Genomic DNA, 17,862 nt, shown 5'->3' on the forward strand with positions numbered 1-17,862 from the left:
TACCTACACGCTAGCTACGATCAGAAGCGGTGCTTCAGACCAACCGCCACAACAACCTGCGAGTTATTCGACGACGGATCCAGACTGTAGACGCTGGCGTCGAACGCTGCATTGCCGTTGCCGCCGCCAACACGCTGATACACGCCTTCCAGATAGACATCCGTGCGAGCCGAAAGGAAGTAATCGGCCTGAGCCATCACCTGGTTCCAGTGCGGCGTGGCCGACGTAAAGCCCTTCGTCGCGCCGCCGAAGCCGCCCGTCGTGTACGTGTACGCAACGCCCAGACTAAAGTCCGGCATCACGAAGTAGCGGCCGTTGATTTCGAAGTTGTCGAACTTGATATAGCTGCCGCCGATCGCACCCGTAGACGTGCTGCCACCCTGCCAGATGCCCGTCACGTTGTCGGTGACGGAATGCGTCCACACCGCGCCAACGGAGGACTTGCCGAACTTGTACTGGACACCAGCACCGTAGATCTGCTGGCTGCCGCCCGTCGTGAGCTGGTCGCCGTCGCCTGTGCTAACTGCGCCCGTTGCGTTTGCCAGTGCGGACTGCGCCGTGCGGTTGATCTGCAGGTATGCGGCCGCGACGTTGAACGGACCATACGTGTAGCTCGTACCCAGGCTGTATGCGCTGTTGTTGGCAAAATCACCCGCCTCGCCGGAGAACGCATACATCGCGCCTGCCTTGAAGCCGCCAAACGAAGCGCTGCTGAACTTGACCGAGTTGTTCAGACGCAAATCGTTGTTCAGGTTGTCGTTGTCGTACACGTGCGACGCAAGGTTGCCGCCGAAGCCCGAACCCGTCGCGCTCAAAGGTGCAACGTAGTCGACCATGAAGTCGTATTGACGACCGAGTGAGAGCGTGCCGTACTGTTCCGAACGCAGACCGACCCAGGCTTGCCGGCCGAACAGGTCGCCACCGTTCTTCAGGGCGCCGCTGTCAACGTTAAAACCGTTCTCGAGCCAGAAGACCGCGGCAAGCCCACCGCCAAGATCTTCCGAGCCGCGCAGACCCCAACGCGACGTGAAGACGTTGCCGCTTTGCATCGACCAGGAGCTGGCGCCCGGTGATGTGGCGCTCGATTCCGACACACGCGCGTTGTTCTGGTAAACGACGCCGGTATCAATGAGTCCGAAGAGCGTGACGCTGCTTTGCGCGTGTGCCGCTCCAGCCAGAAGCATGGCCGACGCAGCGGCCAGATATCGCATCTTGATCAAAACCTCACCCCATATTCAAGTTCGTGTTTCCCATCTGGCGATCGGCGACCGCCATGAAAACGGGTGGAGTATAGGGTTGAGCCCAATTGCAATGAATGCGCAAATCGTGGAAATCAGCCTTCCTGTTTTTGAGGGCAAAAATTCATAAAACTTTAACGTTACTGAATTCAATGGCTATTGACGCGGCTACTCAAGGGACAACATTAAATGTACATCTCTCAGGGAGAGATATCGCCAGCCCATGAGCCAGGCAGGCACTTCCCTCATGTCGCAATTTAGCTACAGGAAGCGCTGCATATTCTCATAAGACGTAACTGAACCAAAGGACGATCGTCATTTGAAATTTCAGCGTCGGCCAACTGAAATTTAGAAAATAAAGTCATTTATAAAATAAAATTTAATTTCTAAAAAAACTTTCATCTTTCAACGGTGGTGTCGAAGCCTCGATGTCAGTATCGGCATCACGGTCGAGCACCGCTCGCGCCTTCGTCATATCGAGCGCCCCCTCCCATCGCGCCACCACGATAGTTGCCACACCGTTGCCTATCAGATTGGTCACGGCGCGCGCTTCGTTCAGGAAGCGATCGACGCCTAGCAACAGCACCAGGCCGGCCACAGGAACCTTGTGCATGGTCGACAGCGTGGCCGCGAGTGCGACGAATCCGGCGCCCGCGACACCGGCTGAGCCCTTGGAGGTCAGCAGAAGCACGCTCATCACCAGCAACTGATCCCAGATCGTCAGGTGGATGTTCATGGCTTGCGCAATGAAGAGGGTTGCCATCGTCAGGTAGATTGCCGTGCCATCTGCATTGAACGTGTAACCGGTCGGCAATACCATTCCGACGACGGGCCGCGAACAACCCAGCTTCTCCATTTTGATGAGCATCTGCGGCAGTACCGCTTCGGTGGAAGCCGTACCGAGCGTGATGAGGATTTCGTCCTTGATGTAACGGAGAAACTTCCACAAGGACAAACCACATAGCCGCATGACGGCGCCCAGCACGACGATCACGAAGACGATCGAAGTCAGGTAAAGGCAGAACATCAGTTGACCGAACGATGCGAGCGTGCCGATTCCGTACTTGCCGATCGTGAATGCCATGCCGCCGAAAGCGCCGATCGGTGCGACATACATGACAATTCGAACCACGCCGAACATGCCCTGCAGGAACATATCGAGCATGTCGACCAGCGGCGCGGTACGTGGCCCCAGCTTGGCAAGGGCAATTGCGAACAACACTGAAAAGAAGATGATGGGCAGCATGTCCCCGTTAGCGAACGCGCCGACGATACTGTTCGGCACGATGCTCATCAGGAAATCGAGCGTGCCGTGCTGCTGCGCCGCGTGGGTGTAGCTTGCAATCGACGCGCTATCGATATGCGCCGGGTCGATGTTCATCCCGCTGCCAGGCTTGATGACGTTCACGACCAGCAGACCGATGGCGAGCGCGATGGTGGATGCGACTTCGAAGTAAAGAATAGCCTTGACGCCGACCCGCCCCGCCTCGTGAAGATCGCTCATGCGCGCAATGCCGACCACCACCGAAGCGAAGATGATGGGCGCAAGCGCCATCCGGATCAGCTTGATGAACAGGTCCCCTAACGGCTTGAGCTGATCGCCGGTCTCAGGATAGAAGTGTCCGACCAGAATGCCGGCGATGATGCCAATCAGGACCTGTACATAAAGCCTGGAAAGATATTTTCCAATCGTTGAAACCAGCATGTCTGTCTCCTGTCGTCCTTTTTGCTTTTTTGTGGACGCTGCGCCGGCGCTTTGAGCCGGCGCGGTTTCGCTAACGGCTTACGCGGAAAGCTTCTTCATCTCCGCAAAGAGATCGGCCTTGCCTTCAAAGCCGATACCCGGCAAGTCGGGCATGGTGATATGGCCATTCTCGACCTTCACGCCATCCGGGAATCCACCATACGGCTGGAACAGATCCGGATACGACTCGTTGCCGCCAAGCCCCAGGCCAGCGGCGATATTCAACGACATCTGGTGGCCGCCATGCGGGATGCAGCGGCTCGGCGACCAGCCATGCTGGCGAAGCATGTCGAGCGTGCGAAGGTATTCGACCAGCCCATAGCTCAACGCGCAGTCGAACTGCAGCCAGTCGCGGTCTGGGCGCATGCCGCCATAGCGGATGAGGTTGCGGGCGTCCTGCATCGAAAACAGGTCTTCGCCAGTCGCCATCGGATTGGCGTAGTAGTTGCGTAGCGTCGCTTGCAGTTCGAAGTCCAGCGGATCACCCGGTTCCTCGTACCAGAACAGGTCGTACTGCGACAACGCCTTCGCATATTGAATCGCGGTGTCGAGATCGAAGCGGCCGTTGGCATCGACTGCAAGCTTCTGGCCGTCACCCAGCACGCTCAGGATCGAATCGATGCGACGCAGGTCTTCGTCGAGCGATGCTCCGCCAATTTTCTTTTTCACCACCGTATAGCCCCGGTCGAGATAGCTGCGCATCTCGTCCTTGAGCTTTCCGTGGTCCTGGCCCGGGTAGTAGTAACCGCCCGCGGCGTAGACGAAGACCTTGCGATCGGGTTGACCGTTGCCGTAGCGGTCGGCTAGCAACTGGAAGAGCGGCTTGCCTTCGATCTTCGCGACGGCATCCCAGACCGCCATGTCGATTGTGCCGATGGCAACCGAACGCTCGCCGTGACCGCCCGGCTTCTCGTTCGAGAACATCGTGGCCCAGATTTTGTGGGGGTCGAGGTTATCCCCGGCGTCGTTGATAAGCGTGTCCGGAGCGGCTTCCAGCAGACGCGGAATGAAGCGCTCGCGCATCAATGTTCCCTGTCCGTAGCGGCCGTTGGAGTTGAAGCCGTAACCGACGACCGGCTTGCCGTCACGCACGACGTCGGTCACTACGGCGACCAGACTCAGCGTCATCTTGCTGAAGTCGATATAGGCGTTGCGGATCGGTGAGCTGATAGGGACGGTTTTTTCGCGGATTTCAACGATTTTCATGAGGGTCTCCTGGCGGCATCGCGCGTCGTCGATGCAACGGGCTGTAAGAGCCGCTAGGTTATGCCCTGCAAGTAGCGTTATGATTCACTGAAAGTCACTTCTTTATTAACTTACGGTGAAGACTGACCTCGCCTCCCACCTGCAGTTTTTCGTCCTGCTCGCACGCCACGGAAATCTGACCGCGGCCGCACGCGAACTCGATCTGACGCCACCCGCAGCGACCAAGCGGTTAGCCCAACTGGAGGCGCGGCTTGGCGTACGACTGGTGAATCGCACCACGCGCAGCGTCAGCCTGACCGCTGAAGGTGAAACCTACCTGCACCACGCGACGCGAATTCTGGCCGAGGTGCGGGAGATGGAAGATGCCGTTTCATCCAGCCGGTCGATGCCGCGAGGACTGCTGCGTGTGAACGCGACGCTGGGGTTTGGCCGCACCACGATCGCGCCGCTTGTTTCCGAGTTCGCAAAACGTCATCCGCATGTGGAAGTACAGCTTGACGTCACCGACCGGCCGATCGATCTCGTAGACAGTGGTGTCGATCTGGCCATCCGCTTCGGTTCATTGCCCGACAAGCGACTCAACGCGCGGCGCGTCATGTCGAATCGCCGATTCCTCTGCGCATCGCCACGCTATCTGGAGCAGCACGGCACGCCTGCGACGCTTGCCGACCTTTCCGATCACCAGTGCATCGTGCACCGCCAGAACGACGACGCCTATGGAATCTGGCGCCTGGTGCACAAAGGACACCCCGAAGTGGTAAAGGTGCAAGGCATGCTGTCGAGCAACGACGGTGACATTGTGCTGGGTTGGGCACTCGACGGACACGGCATCCTGGTCCGCTCGGAATGGGACCTTGCGAAATACCTGGAGAGCGGACGACTGCGCATTGTTCTGCCAGAGTTTGTGCAGCCCTCGGCAGACCTCTTTGTTTACTATCCAAGCAAGCGCAATCAGTCCGCACGCGCACGAGCGTTCGTAGACTTTCTGGTCGAACGATTTAAAAAACCAGTAATACCTGCTGTTTAGGCCGCTTCTCTCCGACACCGGCGGACCGCGCCATAACGGTATGGCATCAATTAACAATCCTTAACGAACCCGGCCTCCCGACTGCTGTTCGTTGCCTTTAAACTGGGCTCTCCGCCGCGAAATATAACCAGACTAGCCTGGACATCGACGCGTTCCCTTCCCGAACGTTCGATCTGGACCGCGCTCGGGTTCTTCCGATCGCCTATCGTCACCATGAATACACTTCAGACTCCAATCGTCCCTGTCGCAACCGTACTACTGGTCGACGATCAACCGATTGTTGGAGAGGTGATAAGACGCGCCCTCGAGAACGAGACCGGCATCCTTCTCCATGTCTGCACCGAGGGACGCGAAGCCCTCTCCACGGCGTGCCGGATAAAGCCCACGGTAATCCTTCAGGATCTCATCATGCCAGGCATAGATGGGCTGGATATCGTGCGCAGCTATCGCACTCATCCCGTCACGGCGAACGTCCCGGTTATCGTGCTGTCCTCGCGGGAACAGCCTACGGTAAAAAGCGCAGCATTCGTTGCCGGCGCTAATGATTACCTGGTCAAACTACCCGACTCGATCGAGCTGATCGCGCGAATCCGATATCATTCGGCATCCTATATTAGTCTGCGCCAGCGCGACGATGCGATGGATTTTCTCTCGCATGACATGCGCTCGCCGCAAACGTCCATTCTGGCCCTGCTCGAACTCTATCGCGCGGAACACGGGACGCTCACGCCGCTGCTCGAGCGTATTGCCACGCACGCCACCAATGCACTGGAACTGGCGGACGGCTTCCTCAATCTAGCGCGTGCACAGTCGGAATCGCGGCAATTCGAAATCGTCAACCTGAACGAGATACTGATCGTTGCCGTCGATCAGCTCTATGAAAAGGCTGTCGCTAAAGAATGCCGCATCTCCATCGAAGCGCCCGACACGTCGCTGGTGTGTCTTGCGGACAGCCTGCTATTGACTCGCCTCGTCACCAACCTGCTCGACAACGCATTGAAATACGGACCGCGTGACGCGACCGTGCGCTGCATCCTTGCGGATACGCGCGAGGGTCTGCTTATAGGTGTGGAGGATGAAGGCACGGGCATTCCGGCGAGGGAAACGGACCGCGTCGCGGAGCGCTTTGTCCGGCTGCCGTCTGGAGTGATCAATGAAGCGAGCGGCTTCGGTCTGGGGCTGGCATTTGTCAATTTCACCGCCACTAAACATAGAGGCCGCGTGATCATGAGCCGAACGGAGAGAGGCTTTATGATCGGCGCGCTCTTGCCTAAGGCCGAGCAGCTGCCGAGAAGTCTCGGTGCAAGGTAAAGTTGACCAACGAATGATCTGATGTTTGCAGCATCAGGCTCTGCATAGCAGCAATAACCGCAGGCGGGTTAGCCTTGCAAAGGCAAAGCTGACCACCCGCGGGATTTTCTTGCCGGGCAAGCTTACCGGGCCTGCGATTGACCCTGCTGAGCGGATTGCTGGTCTTGTCGGGCAGCGTCCTGCTTCGCCTTCTTCGCCGCCATATGATGGCCCACCGCGCATCCCCCTGCGGCGCCCACCGCTGCGTGGCCGTTGCCAACATAGTGGCCCGCAACGCCGCCAGCCGCGGCGCCTTTCAGGCATCCCGCAGCGTTCGCTTCGCCGGCCAGCGCCATTGAGACGATGCATGCGGTCAGTACGATAACTTTGGATTTCATCTGCTTTCTCCCTGTGAGTTCGGCTTGGCTTCATAGCCTTGCTTCTAACCAGGAGAGCGCAAGTTCCATTCCATCCATAGCGATTGGGGCAACGTGAAGCGAAAACGTCGCGGTTCGCGTCACGTACTCTTCGCACACTTTTAACTTTCGAAGTCTTTCGAAACCTAAAGCACTTACAAATTCCGGTCGATACGCGAGTGGTCAATGCAAGCTGCCCAAAGGACCAGGATGAACAGATCAGAATCACGTTCACACGCCAGGCGAACTGTATCGGCATCGCGCCTGCGTAGATTGCAATGGTATTTTCGGCCGCGGCTCGGCCTGCGCGACCTCGACGCGTTGCTTCGCCCAAAGCGCGGCGTGACAGGACAGCATGCCCGTCGATGACGGCGCCCGAAGCTGTTTGCGGTCTCCGTCCATGCGTGGGGCGTACGGCGCGAATACGCCGGGGCCCGCGGTAGACGCCGTGAAGGCAAACGAGGCCAGGCCGCGGATTCTCAGGACCGTGTGAGGGTTGGCTCTCGAAAGCCGTATAGCCGGTGCGCGTTCTTCGTCAGAATCGCGGTGCGGGTCTGCTCATCTGGCGCCCACACGGCGAGCGTATCGAGCAACTGCCCGACTGTCGGCATGGCGCCCCACAAAGCGACGTGCGGCCAGTCGGAGCCCCATACGCAGCGATCCGGCGCCGTCGCGATCAGGGCGCGCGCGTAATCGGCGGTATCGGCGTACGCGGGCGCCTGGGTACTCAGCCGGTATGCACCGGAAAGCTTGACCCATGCGCCGTCGCGCACCAGTGCCAGGAGACCTTTAAAACCCGCGGACCCAACGCCGACTGCGGTCGGCATGTGGCCCATATGATCGATCACGATGGCCGAGCGCAGCTTGCCGAGCTGCGGCGCGAGTTCAGGCAAGCTCCGCGCGTCCAGCAAGAACTGGATATGCCAGCCCCAATCGCGCGCCAATGCGTCGTACTCGGCCAGTTGCGAAAAACCGATGCCGCCTCCGCCGAACAGCACGTTCAGGCGCAATCCAACCGCGCCGGCGTCCGTCATGTCCTGGTACTCAGCATCGCCTAATCCTAGTGACGGCACCACCACGCCGCGCAACCTGTCCGGATTCGCACGCAGCGTTTCCAGCAGCAGCGTGTTGTCCTGCCCATGCACGCTCACCTGGACCAGCACGCCATACTGCGAACCTGTGTCGTCGAGCATCTTCAGATAGGCTGCGGGGGTGGCCGCTGGCGGCGTGTACGAGCGATCGGGCATCCACGGATAACGCGGCGGCTCTCCGATCACGTGCGCGTGTGTATCCACGGCGCCGGGCGGCATGACGAAAGTGGACGGCCCCGATTGCACTGCAGCGGGCGGCGGACACAGCGATGCATCATGATTTTCCGTTGAACCGGTCATTTAGGAATCCTTGCATGTTGGATTGCCCGGTCCGCGCGGCCATAACGCGTGCGGCTCCGAAGCAGGCTTAAAGACGAAGCATGCCCCGCGTGGCTCACGTCCCGTGCGGCAGAGACTTCTCAGAGGTCGATTCCGGCTGCTGGGCGGGGATCAGATGATCGGCATCGTCGAGCCGTCGTCCTCGCGTCTCGGGTAACGCCAACACCGTCACAAACACGGCCGCGTTGGCGATAACGGCGAGAATGCAAATCGCGTTTCCCAGTCCGGTCTTCGCACTCAGGAGGCCGACGAGGGCCGGAAACAAGGCGCCGATGCCGCGGCCGAAATTGTAGGCAAAGCCCTGACCGTTCGCGCGAAGCGCAGCGGGAAACAGTTCCGTGAGATGCGCACCGACTCCGCCGAAGATTCCCGACGCACAAAATCCGAGCGGGAATCCAAGGTAGAGCATTTGTGAATTGCTGAAGTTGACCTTCGTATAGGCGATCGTGATGACCGCAGACAGGAATGCGAAAAGCAGCATATTGCCGCGCCGGCCGATCCGGTCCGAGATATAGCCACCGCTTGCGTAGCCGATAAACGATCCGGTAATCAGCACAGCCAGGTAGCCGCCGGTGCCGATCACCGACAGGTGCCTGTCCATCCGCAGAAAGGTGGGAATCCAGGTGGCGATCGCATAGTATCCGCCTTGCAGGCCGGAGCACATCAGCGACGAACATACCGTTGTGCGCAGGATCCCGGGTGCAAAGATCTGCAGAAACGAGGGGCGTCTCGCGCTCGAGCGCATGATCTGCTGCGCTTTATGGAAGCTCTCAGGTTCCGCCACATGCCTGCGGATATAAAACACCAGTAATGCCGGGGCAAGCCCCACCCAGAACATGCTGCGCCAGGCCAGCGCTTCGGGGAGGACAGAGAACGCCACCGTGTAGAGAATGGCGGCGAGGCCCCAGCCAATCGCCCAGCCGCTTTGCACCACGCCGACAGTTTTGCCGCGATGCTCCGGCCGAACGATCTCGCCAATCAATACGGCGCCCACGGCCCACTCGCCGCCAAATCCAAATCCCTGCAACGCGCGCAGGACAAACAGTTGCTCTACGTTCTGTGACCAGCCAATCAGGAAGGTGAACACCGAGAACCAGACGATGATCCATTGCAGCACCTTGACGCGGCCGAACCGGTCCGCAAGGATACCGCCCACCCATCCTCCGGCGGCGGAGCAAAGCAGACTCACCGTGCTTAGCAAGCCGATCTCGCCCTTGCCGACGCCCCACAACGTCATCAGCGAGGTGACGACAAAGGTGAACACCATAAAGTCAAAGGCGTCGAGCACCCAGCCCGTGAAGGCGGAATGGAAGGTCGTGCGCTCCGCTTTGCTAAACGACGCGTACCAGTTCATCGCTTGTCTCCTTCATTGCAGCCTCGGTCTCGCGCCGCTGGCGAATGGAAAATTATTACAAGCTCACGACGGCACGGAAAGGATGTTTATGAAGATTCAGTAGATAAAAAAATTTGCGTCCCACCGGCTGAGCAACCTGCGATGCCTCGCGAGAATGGCTGTGCCTTGCGCCAGGCACGACGGCCACGTAAACCAATCGATCATGCTAGGATCATCAGCTCCCCTGTTCGAACCGATCGAAATCGCGGCCCTTGGTTGACGCCACGATTCCTGCACCAGCGAGGATTCCGATGACTCATTCTGCTCTCACTCCCGGCGCAGTCGCCGTGATCACTGGCGGCGCTGCCGGCATCGGCCTTGCTGCGGCCAAACGCTTCGCACAACTCGGCCTGCGTGTCTGTATCGCCGATCTCGGCGCTGAGCGCATCGCGCAAGCAGTGGAGGAAATCGCTGCGCTGAGCGCGAACGGCAAACAGGATGTCTTCGCACTCGAAACCGACGTGAGCGTCGTCGCCGACGTGCAGCGCTTGCACGATGCCGTCGTCGAACGATTCGGCGGTGTGGACGTGTTGATGAACAACGCGGGTATTCAGCCGGGCAGCAAGATGTTCGGGCCCGCCGAAAACTGGGAGCGCGTGCTTGGCGTCAATCTGTGGGGCGTGATCCACGGCACCCAGGTGTTCGTACCGGAGATGATCAAACGTGGTCGCCCGGGTCTCGTGATCAATACCGGTTCGAAGCAAGGCATCACCACGCCGCCCGGCGATCCGGCCTACAACGTTGCGAAGGCTGGGCTTAAGGCGTTCACCGAGGCATTGCAGCACGAACTGCGCAATACCGCGGGCTGCCAGCTCAGCGCTCACCTGCTGATTCCTGGCTTTGTGTTCACGGAACTGACACGTCACGGCCGCGGCGAGAAACCGGCCGCCGCGTGGACGCCGGAGCAAACCGTCGAGTTCATGTTGGAGCGTCTGGAAGCCGGCGACTTTTACATTCTCTGCCCGGACAACGACGTGCCGCGAGCGCTCGACGAGCGGCGCATTCTTTGGGCAGCCGGCGATATCGTCGAGAACCGTCCTGCGCTGTCGCGGTGGCATCCTGACCACGCAGCGGCGTTCGAGGCATTTATCAAGCAGCCTCGCTAGGCGCAGCTCTGGCCAACCGGCCCGATGCCGGGTTGGCTGAGCGACCTGGGTGCTATCAGGCGGTCGTATTGATGTTGCCGCCCAAGATGCTGTTCACGGCGGTCGAGGTCGACGATCCGCTACCCGTGGACGACGTGCTCAACCCTGCGTCCGTCGCGACCTTATGGCCGTGGTGGCCGCCGCCATGTGTGCGCTTCGGTTCAGATGTCTGCTGTGCAGCCGGCTTGCTGCTGATGCTTTGGGCGGAACTGACAGAGGAGGCAACGCTGGAAATGGACATGATGTTCCCCGTATATAGGTCGATGTTTTGATGTACGGCCGCGCAAGAAAGGGACCCATGCGCGCGCGCCATTTAACAACATCGCCAGCATGCGACGTTTACTGCGTCGTTTCAATGACGAAACCACATCATCGGGCAGCGCCCTGTTACCAGAAGTTACGGCGTGCGGACTTCGTCATTGTCCGGTAATCCCGGATTCTCTATCGCCGCCGGCCTCACTTATCACGCGCGACGCCGTCGCGGACAATTTGGGTAAGGGATTTCAGCCGAATTCCATTACCGGGAACCGCCATGAATACGTCCGCTTCACTGAGCATGCCGAGCACGCCGAATTCGATTCGGGCAGCTGCCGCCGTAGCTTTCACAATCCTGTCGTGGGCCGCGGCCTTTCCTTTCATCCGGCTTGGTCTGCAAGGGCTCACGCCGATGCAACTCGCGGCCGCGCGCTTCGCGACAGCAGCGGTGCTGGTCGTGGGATGGTTGATTTACGCGCGTCCGAAGCGACCGTCGCTGCGCGATTCACTGCTCTTTGTCCTGTCCGGCTTCCTCGGCATCGCAAGCTATAACGCGCTTCTGAACACCGCCGAACTGACCGTTGCGCCAGGCGCAGCGGCCTTCATCATGAGTACCTCGCCTATCTTCACCGCCATTCTGGCGACGGTTTTCCTGCGCGAAAAACTCAATCGATGGGGTTGGCTCGGCTCGGTGTTCAGCTTTGCAGGCATCGGTCTGATTGCATGTGGACAACCCGGCGGCCTCGCACCCGGCAGCGGCGCAACACTGATCCTGCTCGCTGCTTTGGCATCCTCAGCATATTTCGTGTTGCAGCGACGCCTGATTCCGATCTATGGGCCGCTCGCAAGCACTGCTTATACGCTGCTCGCCGGTGCATTGCTGCTATCTCCGTGGTTGCCGGGCGCCATGAGCGCACTTGCGGCACCTTCAGCATCGGCAGGAACCTTGGGTGCTGTGCTCGTGCTCGGCGTCTTCCCGGCCGCGCTCGGTTACGCGACGTGGACGATTGCCCTGGGCCACTTCGGTGCGGCGCGGGCGTCCAATTTCCTGTATCTGGTACCCGCGATCGCGATCGCGCTATCGATCTTTTTGACTGGCGAGCACCCCGCGCTGACGACCATCGCCGGTGGACTGATGGCGATTGCCGGTGTTGCCTTCGTCGCGTGGCGCGGACGGGTCTGACTACAACCTCACTTCTGCTGACCCGCCGCTTCGAGGATCAGGTTCGCCACTTCAGTCGGATGCGACAGCAGCGACACGTGGCTCGAATCGAGCTCGATCGTATGCGCATGCATCCGGTTCGCCATGAAGCGCTCCAGATCGGGGTTGATCGTCCGGTCTTCAGTCGACACCGCATACCAGGTGGGTTTGTCGTGCCACGCGGCGACCGTCGTCTTCGCCATCGTGATTGCCTTGCCAATCGGCTGCTGAACCGCGTAGTACGTCTCAGCTTCAACGGTAGGCAGATCGCCCGCAAAGTCGTGCACAAAGGCCTGCTCAGACAGCTTGCCGTAACCATCCGCCGACCACTGCAACCCCGCCGACGCCGGTGCGGCCGGGAATTTCTTCGTCAGCGCCGGATAGTCCTCGCCAGCGTCCGGCGCACGCGCCGCGATGTACACGAGGCCCGCTACCTTCGGATCGTCGCCGGCCTGGCTGATCACCATCCCGCCGTACGAGTGCGCGACCAGCAAGGTTGGACCATCCTGTTGCGCAAGCGCTCGCTTGACCGCATCGACATCCGCGTCGAGCGAGGTGGTCGGATTCTGCACCGCCGTCACGTGCAGGCCCTTCGCTTGCAGCAGCGGAATCACTTTCTGCCAGCTCGAACCATCTGCGAACAGACCGTGAACCAGCACGACATTCCTGATCGGTGCGGACGGGGCCGCAGCGCTGTCCTGCGCGAATGACGTCGTGGCGCTCACCAGCGTGGCGCAGGTCAGACCCGCGAGAACAAACGAACTCAACTTCATGAAACTTCTCCCAAGCATGTGTAGGACGAGATTCGCGGATTTCGTTCACCTCGTTGTGGTGACGCCATAGACGAACCATACCCAGGCAGTCATCATTTGGCCGATTCCTGACGGCCGCCGAACGAACGCTGCACTCTGGTGTACTTAGGAGCAAACACAGCGCTGGTGCAAACATTCCGCTCAGCGCAAAAATTTTTAGCGGCGTCGGCGCCGACTGTTGCGCAAGTTGCCATGCGAAAATGTCAGCCACTCGCCTCTTTCCAGCTGACAAGCGAATGACACGATAATGTTCACAAAAGGATTAACACTGTGAAACTCGAGTTACGCCACATTCGCTGCTTCATCGCGGTCGCGAGACACCTCCATTTCGCTCGCGCAGCCGAAGAGCTCGGCATCGCGCCCCCGTCCCTTACCAAGCAGATCCAGGAGACGGAGCGGCTGCTCCAGGTCCGTCTGTTCCACCGGACCAAGCGCTCTGTTGCATTGACAGCGGCGGGCGAAGCGTACTTGCCCGAAGCGACAGCCGCCCTCGCCTCGCTTCAGCGCGGTCAGGAACTCGCTGAACTGGCGGAACGAGGCGAACTAGGTCGCATCCAGATTGGCTTCATAGCCTCGGCGGCCTTTGCGGGGATCATGCAGAAGACCATAAGAGGCTTCCGGAAGCACCGCCCTAAAGTGGATGTCGTGCTCATCGAAGCACCGATGACCCAGATTCCGGGGATGCTTACCGACGGCCGGCTCGACGTTGCGTACATACGGCCGCCGTTGGACTTTCCGGACGAAATAAGGGCCGTCAGCGTCTATCAGGACGAGTTCGTGCTGGCCCTTCCGGACGACTCACCGCTTGCAGATCATGCGGTCATCAATCCGTCGCAACTGCGTGAGGCGTGCTTCGCGCTTCCAGAGCAGGAGTTCGGCACATTCGAAGTGGGCAGACGTGGACGCTTCCAGCCAAAACTGGGGCCGAGACCCGGCCCGCTGGCTGCGGTACTCGCGTGCGTTTCGCTTGGAAGCTTTGTGGCCGTCGTGCCCCGCACATTGTGCGACTGCCTGAACTTACCGGGCGTGGTCTATCGACCGCTTGGCGGCAAACCTGTTGTCTCGGAGATAGCCCTTACGTTCCGGCGACATGAGCGTTCCTATGCTGTCCGCGAATTTATTAAGTATGCCGGAGCAAATACGCGCTAGGTTGAGCGCTTGCCGCTACTCCGCCGGTTCGGGTCAAGCAACGCGGCTGCGGAGCATAAGTAAAGCCGGCATGACGAACGTCAGTAGGCGAATTTGAGGTAACTCTCGGCACTCTGGAAGGCGCCGGCGTCGTCGACCTGGGGCATGTGCCGGAGCAATCGCTTTGCTTTCGGGCCAAGTCGTTGAAAGACGTCGCACGGAACGTCGATATGCACTTCCGGCCTGAAATACCAGCTTCGACTGTATCCAATGACGACCATCGGACGCGGGGCGTCCGTGTTGTTTGGCGTACCGCGATGCAACGCTCTGACGTCGCGAATCATGACGTCGCCGAGTTCCATCGGAATGGCATGCAACGGAATCTCCCCCGCCACATATGCCCGCATCGCGTCTTCCGAGTTCATTCGGTGCGTGCCGAGCGTCGTTTCGAACGGGCCGTTATCTGCGGTGACGTCGCAAAGCGGAAAATTTACAGCGAGTTGAAACGACGGCGTTTCCGGCTCGTTGTCGAACAGGGCAGGTGTGTCGCGATGAACGTCCTGATACGTCGACCCGCGTAGTGGCGTGTCGGTCGCGAGTTGGCACATGACCGGGTCTTCACCTGCAACGCGTTCGACAATAGCCAGTACGTCAGGGTCGCAGAATATGCTTTCATCCGCGAACACGCCGGCAAACGGCAACGTGATGTAGTGCCGGTTGGCTCCGCGCACAGCCGTTGCGTTCTCCTGCAATCTATGGGCAAGGATGCCGTCGAAGGCCTGTCGCCAGCCCGAGAGCGTCTCCTTTGAAAAGTGCTGCTTCAGGAGCACCATCCCATCGCGATCGAATGTCCGCGCGTGCGCATCGTGTTCCTCGTTTGAGTAACGCATCAGAGTGTCCCCGTGTAAGTTCTATAAGGCTAACAAGCGGGCTCAGATAGATCAATCCTGGTGAATAGTGGTTTCGCCTTGAACGAACTCCCGCTTACACTGCTTACTGGCAGACGTACACCCGATACAAATTGATCTCGTCCCAGGGGTGGCACTTTTTTTGCGTCTGGCTTGGGTTGCTCTCCGGCGGTCTCATGTTCCTATAGAAATCCAAGGGGTCTACATCATGCAGAAGCGGGCATCGTCAGGCTTAGTGCATCTCCTCAGCGTTCTGTTCGCAGCCCTCGCCGGCTTGTATCTGCTGATCGGCGGGGCGTGGCTCATCTCGATCGGCGGGTCGCCCTACTATGTCGTCGCCGGCCTGGTCATGCTGGTGACGGCCGCGCTGCTTTACCGCCGGAACGCGAGCGCGCTTGGCTTGTATGCGCTGCTGCTGCTGTGCACCATCGTATGGGCGGTGTGGGAAGCCGGCTTCGACTTCTGGGCATTGACGCCACGACTCGATGTGCTGGTTGTGTTCGGCATCTGGCTGCTGCTCCCGTTTGTCTATCGCACCCTCGACGCCCCTGCGAAGTCCGCGGCACTGGCGTTGGGCGCCACCTTGATTCTCAGCGGCATTGTGCTCGTGTACGCGTCCTTCAACGATCCGCAGGAAATCAACGGAACCCTGAGCGCCAGTGCAGCATCGTCCGCAACCCCGGCGGCGGGCGGCACCGATGCCGATTGGCCTGCCTACGGCCGCACGCAGCACGGCACGCGCTACTCGCCGCTCAAGCAGATTACCGCCGACAACGTGAAGAATCTGCAGGTTGCATGGACATTCCAGACCGGTGATACAAAGCGTGCGACCGACCCGGTCGAGACGACCAACGAAGTCACACCGATCAAGGTGGGCAACATGCTCTACCTGTGTTCGCCACACCAGATCCTGTTCGCGCTGGATGCTGCAACGGGCAAGCTCGCGTGGAAATTCGACCCTGGCCTGAAAACGGATCCGAGCTTCCAGCACGTGACATGTCGTGGCGTCTCTTACTACGACTCGACCGCGGCGAGTACCGATGACAGCGGTCAAACAACGGCCTCGACCGCTGCCAATACCGGTAACAACGGTCAAACGACGGCCTCGAGCGCCGCCCCGGCGGTTTGCGCGCGCCGCGTGCTTCTGCCGGTCAACGACGGCCACCTGTACGCGCTCGATGCGCAAACGGGTCAACGCTGCCCGGATTTCGCCAACCATGGCGACCTCGATCTCCAGCATGGCCAGCCGGTGACCACGCCCGGTCAATATGAACCCACCTCTCCGCCTATCGTGACCGACAAGGTCATCGTCATCGCGGGTGCGGTGACAGATAACTATTCGACCCGCGAGCCTTCCGGTGTGATCCGCGGCTTCGATGTCAATACCGGCAAGCTGCTTTGGGCATTCGATCCGGGCAACAAGGATCCGAACGTCATTCCCGGCGAAGGGCAGCATTACTCGCTGAATTCGCCGAATTCGTGGGCGCCCGCGGTCTACGACGCCAAACTCGATATCGTTTACCTGCCGATGGGCGTGACCACACCGGATATCTGGGGCGGCAACCGTACGCCCGAGGAGGAGCGCTATGCAAGCGGCCTGCTCGCGCTGCACGCTTCGACCGGAAAGCTCGCCTGGTTCTATCAGACCGTGCATCACGATCTGTGGGACATGGACCTGCCGGCTCAGCCCACGCTGGCCGACATCACCGACAAGTCGGGCAACGTCGTGCCGGTGGTTTACGCACCCGCAAAGACAGGCAACATCTTTGTACTGGATCGCCGCACTGGCGCGCTGGTCGTCCCGGCTCCGGAACAGCCTGTCCCGCAAGGAGCCGCGCCTGGCGATCACGTCTCGCCTACCCAGCCGTTCTCCGAGCTGACGTTCCGGCCAAGCAGGAAATTGACGGGCGCAGACATGTGGGGCGCAACGATGTTCGATCAGATGGTGTGCCGCGTGATGTTCCACCGCCTGACCTATGACGGCACGTTCACGCCGCCATCGGTGAACGGCACCCTGGTGTTCCCGGGCAACCTCGGCATGTTCGAGTGGGGCGGCATGGCTGTCGACACCGATCGTCAGATCGCGATTGCCAACCCGATTGCCCTGCCGTTCGTATCGAGGCTGATGCCGCGTGGTCCGGGCAATCCTATCGAGCCGGCCGCAAGCGATGCGGGCGGCAGCGGCACCGAATCCGGTATTCAGCCGCAGTACGGCGTACCGTTCGGCGTGACGCTGAACGCGTTCCTGTCGCCGCTCGGTTTGCCGTGCAAGCAGCCGGCCTGGGGTTATGTCTCCGCAATCGATCTGAAGACCAACCAGATCGTCTGGAAGAAGCGTATCGGCACCGTGCGCGACAGCTCACCACTACCTCTTCCGTTCAAGATGGGAATGCCAATGCTCGGCGGTCCAATGACAACTGCGGGCGATGTGTTCTTTATCGGCGCCACCGCGGACAACTATATCCGCGCCTTCAGCACCAACACGGGCGAGCAGTTGTGGCAGGCCCGTTTGCCTGCAGGCGGTCAGGCCACGCCGATGAGCTATGAAATCAACGGCAAGCAGTACGTAGTGATTGCCGCTGGGGGACATGGCTCGTTCGGCACGAAACTGGGCGACTATGTCATCGCCTACGCATTGCCTGACGGGAACTGATCCGCGTGCGTAAACA

Annotated in this window: 15 protein-coding genes; 6 read left to right on the top strand and 9 right to left on the bottom strand. The window is 59.9% G+C overall.

The window, feature by feature from the left end:
• Window positions 1-20 precede the first annotated feature (20 nt).
• From P3T17_RS23475 to P3T17_RS23485, 3 genes are all read right to left on the bottom strand, one after another.
• Complete coding sequence (locus tag P3T17_RS23475; RefSeq protein ID WP_429409148.1) at window positions 21-1,211, bottom strand: porin; 1,191 nt, start codon at window positions 1,209-1,211, stop codon at window positions 21-23.
• Between the two features lie 406 nt (window positions 1,212-1,617).
• A complete protein-coding gene (locus P3T17_RS23480; protein ID WP_074267690.1) occupies window positions 1,618-2,943 on the bottom strand; it encodes a dicarboxylate/amino acid:cation symporter in 1,326 nt (441 codons plus the stop codon).
• A gap of 78 nt (window positions 2,944-3,021) precedes the next feature.
• Window positions 3,022-4,188, bottom strand: coding sequence for a mandelate racemase/muconate lactonizing enzyme family protein (locus P3T17_RS23485; RefSeq protein ID WP_429409101.1), 1,167 nt, complete (start codon window positions 4,186-4,188; stop codon window positions 3,022-3,024).
• Between the two features lie 115 nt (window positions 4,189-4,303).
• On the opposite strand from P3T17_RS23485, the gene P3T17_RS23490 reads away from it, so the two are divergent.
• Both P3T17_RS23490 and P3T17_RS23495 read left to right on the top strand, forming a co-directional pair.
• Entirely contained in the window at window positions 4,304-5,215 is a 912-nt protein-coding gene (locus tag P3T17_RS23490) for a LysR substrate-binding domain-containing protein (protein ID WP_429409102.1), read from the top strand.
• 213 nt (window positions 5,216-5,428) lie between these two features.
• The gene (locus P3T17_RS23495; RefSeq protein WP_429409103.1) at window positions 5,429-6,526 is read left to right on the top strand and encodes a hybrid sensor histidine kinase/response regulator; all 1,098 of its coding nucleotides are present in this window, start codon (window positions 5,429-5,431) and stop codon (window positions 6,524-6,526) included.
• Between the two features lie 122 nt (window positions 6,527-6,648).
• On the opposite strand, the gene P3T17_RS23500 is transcribed toward P3T17_RS23495, so the two are convergent.
• The 3 genes from P3T17_RS23500 to P3T17_RS23510 form a co-directional block, all read right to left on the bottom strand.
• Window positions 6,649-6,903: a hypothetical protein gene (locus P3T17_RS23500; protein WP_074267686.1), complete on the bottom strand. Its 255-nt coding sequence runs from the start codon at window positions 6,901-6,903 to the stop codon at window positions 6,649-6,651.
• Between the two features lie 497 nt (window positions 6,904-7,400).
• Window positions 7,401-8,312: an amidohydrolase family protein gene (locus P3T17_RS23505; RefSeq protein ID WP_429409104.1), complete on the bottom strand. Its 912-nt coding sequence runs from the start codon at window positions 8,310-8,312 to the stop codon at window positions 7,401-7,403.
• Window positions 8,313-8,406: 94 nt separating this feature from the next.
• Complete coding sequence (locus tag P3T17_RS23510) at window positions 8,407-9,705, bottom strand: MFS transporter (protein ID WP_429409105.1); 1,299 nt, start codon at window positions 9,703-9,705, stop codon at window positions 8,407-8,409.
• Between the two features lie 290 nt (window positions 9,706-9,995).
• Between P3T17_RS23510 and P3T17_RS23515 the strand changes: the two genes are divergently transcribed.
• Window positions 9,996-10,850: an SDR family NAD(P)-dependent oxidoreductase gene (locus P3T17_RS23515; protein ID WP_074267684.1), complete on the top strand. Its 855-nt coding sequence runs from the start codon at window positions 9,996-9,998 to the stop codon at window positions 10,848-10,850.
• Window positions 10,851-10,905: 55 nt separating this feature from the next.
• Here P3T17_RS23515 and P3T17_RS23520 read toward each other — a convergent pair whose 3' ends face one another.
• Window positions 10,906-11,130 (bottom strand): hypothetical protein, encoded by a 225-nt coding sequence (locus tag P3T17_RS23520; protein ID WP_143787668.1) that lies wholly within the window; start codon window positions 11,128-11,130, stop codon window positions 10,906-10,908.
• 291 nt (window positions 11,131-11,421) lie between these two features.
• Here P3T17_RS23520 and P3T17_RS23525 point away from each other — a divergent pair, with 291 nt between their 5' ends.
• Window positions 11,422-12,327, top strand: coding sequence for a DMT family transporter (locus P3T17_RS23525; protein WP_429409106.1), 906 nt, complete (start codon window positions 11,422-11,424; stop codon window positions 12,325-12,327).
• Window positions 12,328-12,335: 8 nt separating this feature from the next.
• Here P3T17_RS23525 and P3T17_RS23530 read toward each other — a convergent pair whose 3' ends face one another.
• Window positions 12,336-13,118, bottom strand: a complete 783-nt coding sequence (locus P3T17_RS23530; RefSeq protein ID WP_074267682.1) for an alpha/beta hydrolase — start codon at window positions 13,116-13,118, stop codon at window positions 12,336-12,338.
• 309 nt (window positions 13,119-13,427) lie between these two features.
• On the opposite strand from P3T17_RS23530, the gene P3T17_RS23535 reads away from it, so the two are divergent.
• The gene (locus tag P3T17_RS23535) at window positions 13,428-14,306 is read left to right on the top strand and encodes a LysR family transcriptional regulator (RefSeq protein ID WP_429409107.1); all 879 of its coding nucleotides are present in this window, start codon (window positions 13,428-13,430) and stop codon (window positions 14,304-14,306) included.
• Between the two features lie 80 nt (window positions 14,307-14,386).
• Here P3T17_RS23535 and P3T17_RS23540 read toward each other — a convergent pair whose 3' ends face one another.
• Window positions 14,387-15,175, bottom strand: a complete 789-nt coding sequence (locus tag P3T17_RS23540; RefSeq protein ID WP_429409108.1) for a phytanoyl-CoA dioxygenase family protein — start codon at window positions 15,173-15,175, stop codon at window positions 14,387-14,389.
• Window positions 15,176-15,401: 226 nt separating this feature from the next.
• Between P3T17_RS23540 and P3T17_RS23545 the strand changes: the two genes are divergently transcribed.
• Window positions 15,402-17,846, top strand: a complete 2,445-nt coding sequence (locus P3T17_RS23545; protein WP_429409109.1) for a glucose/quinate/shikimate family membrane-bound PQQ-dependent dehydrogenase — start codon at window positions 15,402-15,404, stop codon at window positions 17,844-17,846.
• Window positions 17,847-17,862 lie beyond the last annotated feature (16 nt).

It is taken from the genome of Paraburkholderia sp. GAS82 (assembly GCF_050436285.1).
In the GTDB taxonomy this organism is placed as follows: domain Bacteria; phylum Pseudomonadota; class Gammaproteobacteria; order Burkholderiales; family Burkholderiaceae; genus Paraburkholderia; species Paraburkholderia phenazinium_B.

Bases quoted from the DNA above. Each gene is read 5' to 3' on its own strand.
- P3T17_RS23540 (WP_429409108.1), bottom strand. From the start codon at position 15,175: ATGCGTTACTCAAACGAGGAACACGATGCGCACGCGCGGACATTCGAT.
- P3T17_RS23545 (WP_429409109.1), top strand. From the start codon at position 15,402: ATGCAGAAGCGGGCATCGTCAGGCTTAGTGCATCTCCTCAGCGTTCTG.
- P3T17_RS23495 (WP_429409103.1), top strand. From the start codon at position 5,429: ATGAATACACTTCAGACTCCAATCGTCCCTGTCGCAACCGTACTACTG.
- P3T17_RS23505 (WP_429409104.1), bottom strand. From the start codon at position 8,312: ATGACCGGTTCAACGGAAAATCATGATGCATCGCTGTGTCCGCCGCCC.
- P3T17_RS23520 (WP_143787668.1), bottom strand. From the start codon at position 11,130: ATGTCCATTTCCAGCGTTGCCTCCTCTGTCAGTTCCGCCCAAAGCATC.
- P3T17_RS23475 (WP_429409148.1), bottom strand. From the start codon at position 1,211: ATGCGATATCTGGCCGCTGCGTCGGCCATGCTTCTGGCTGGAGCGGCA.
- P3T17_RS23525 (WP_429409106.1), top strand. From the start codon at position 11,422: ATGAATACGTCCGCTTCACTGAGCATGCCGAGCACGCCGAATTCGATT.
- P3T17_RS23510 (WP_429409105.1), bottom strand. From the start codon at position 9,705: ATGAACTGGTACGCGTCGTTTAGCAAAGCGGAGCGCACGACCTTCCAT.
- P3T17_RS23485 (WP_429409101.1), bottom strand. From the start codon at position 4,188: ATGAAAATCGTTGAAATCCGCGAAAAAACCGTCCCTATCAGCTCACCG.
- P3T17_RS23515 (WP_074267684.1), top strand. From the start codon at position 9,996: ATGACTCATTCTGCTCTCACTCCCGGCGCAGTCGCCGTGATCACTGGC.
- P3T17_RS23480 (WP_074267690.1), bottom strand. From the start codon at position 2,943: ATGCTGGTTTCAACGATTGGAAAATATCTTTCCAGGCTTTATGTACAG.
- P3T17_RS23500 (WP_074267686.1), bottom strand. From the start codon at position 6,903: ATGAAATCCAAAGTTATCGTACTGACCGCATGCATCGTCTCAATGGCG.
- P3T17_RS23530 (WP_074267682.1), bottom strand. From the start codon at position 13,118: ATGAAGTTGAGTTCGTTTGTTCTCGCGGGTCTGACCTGCGCCACGCTG.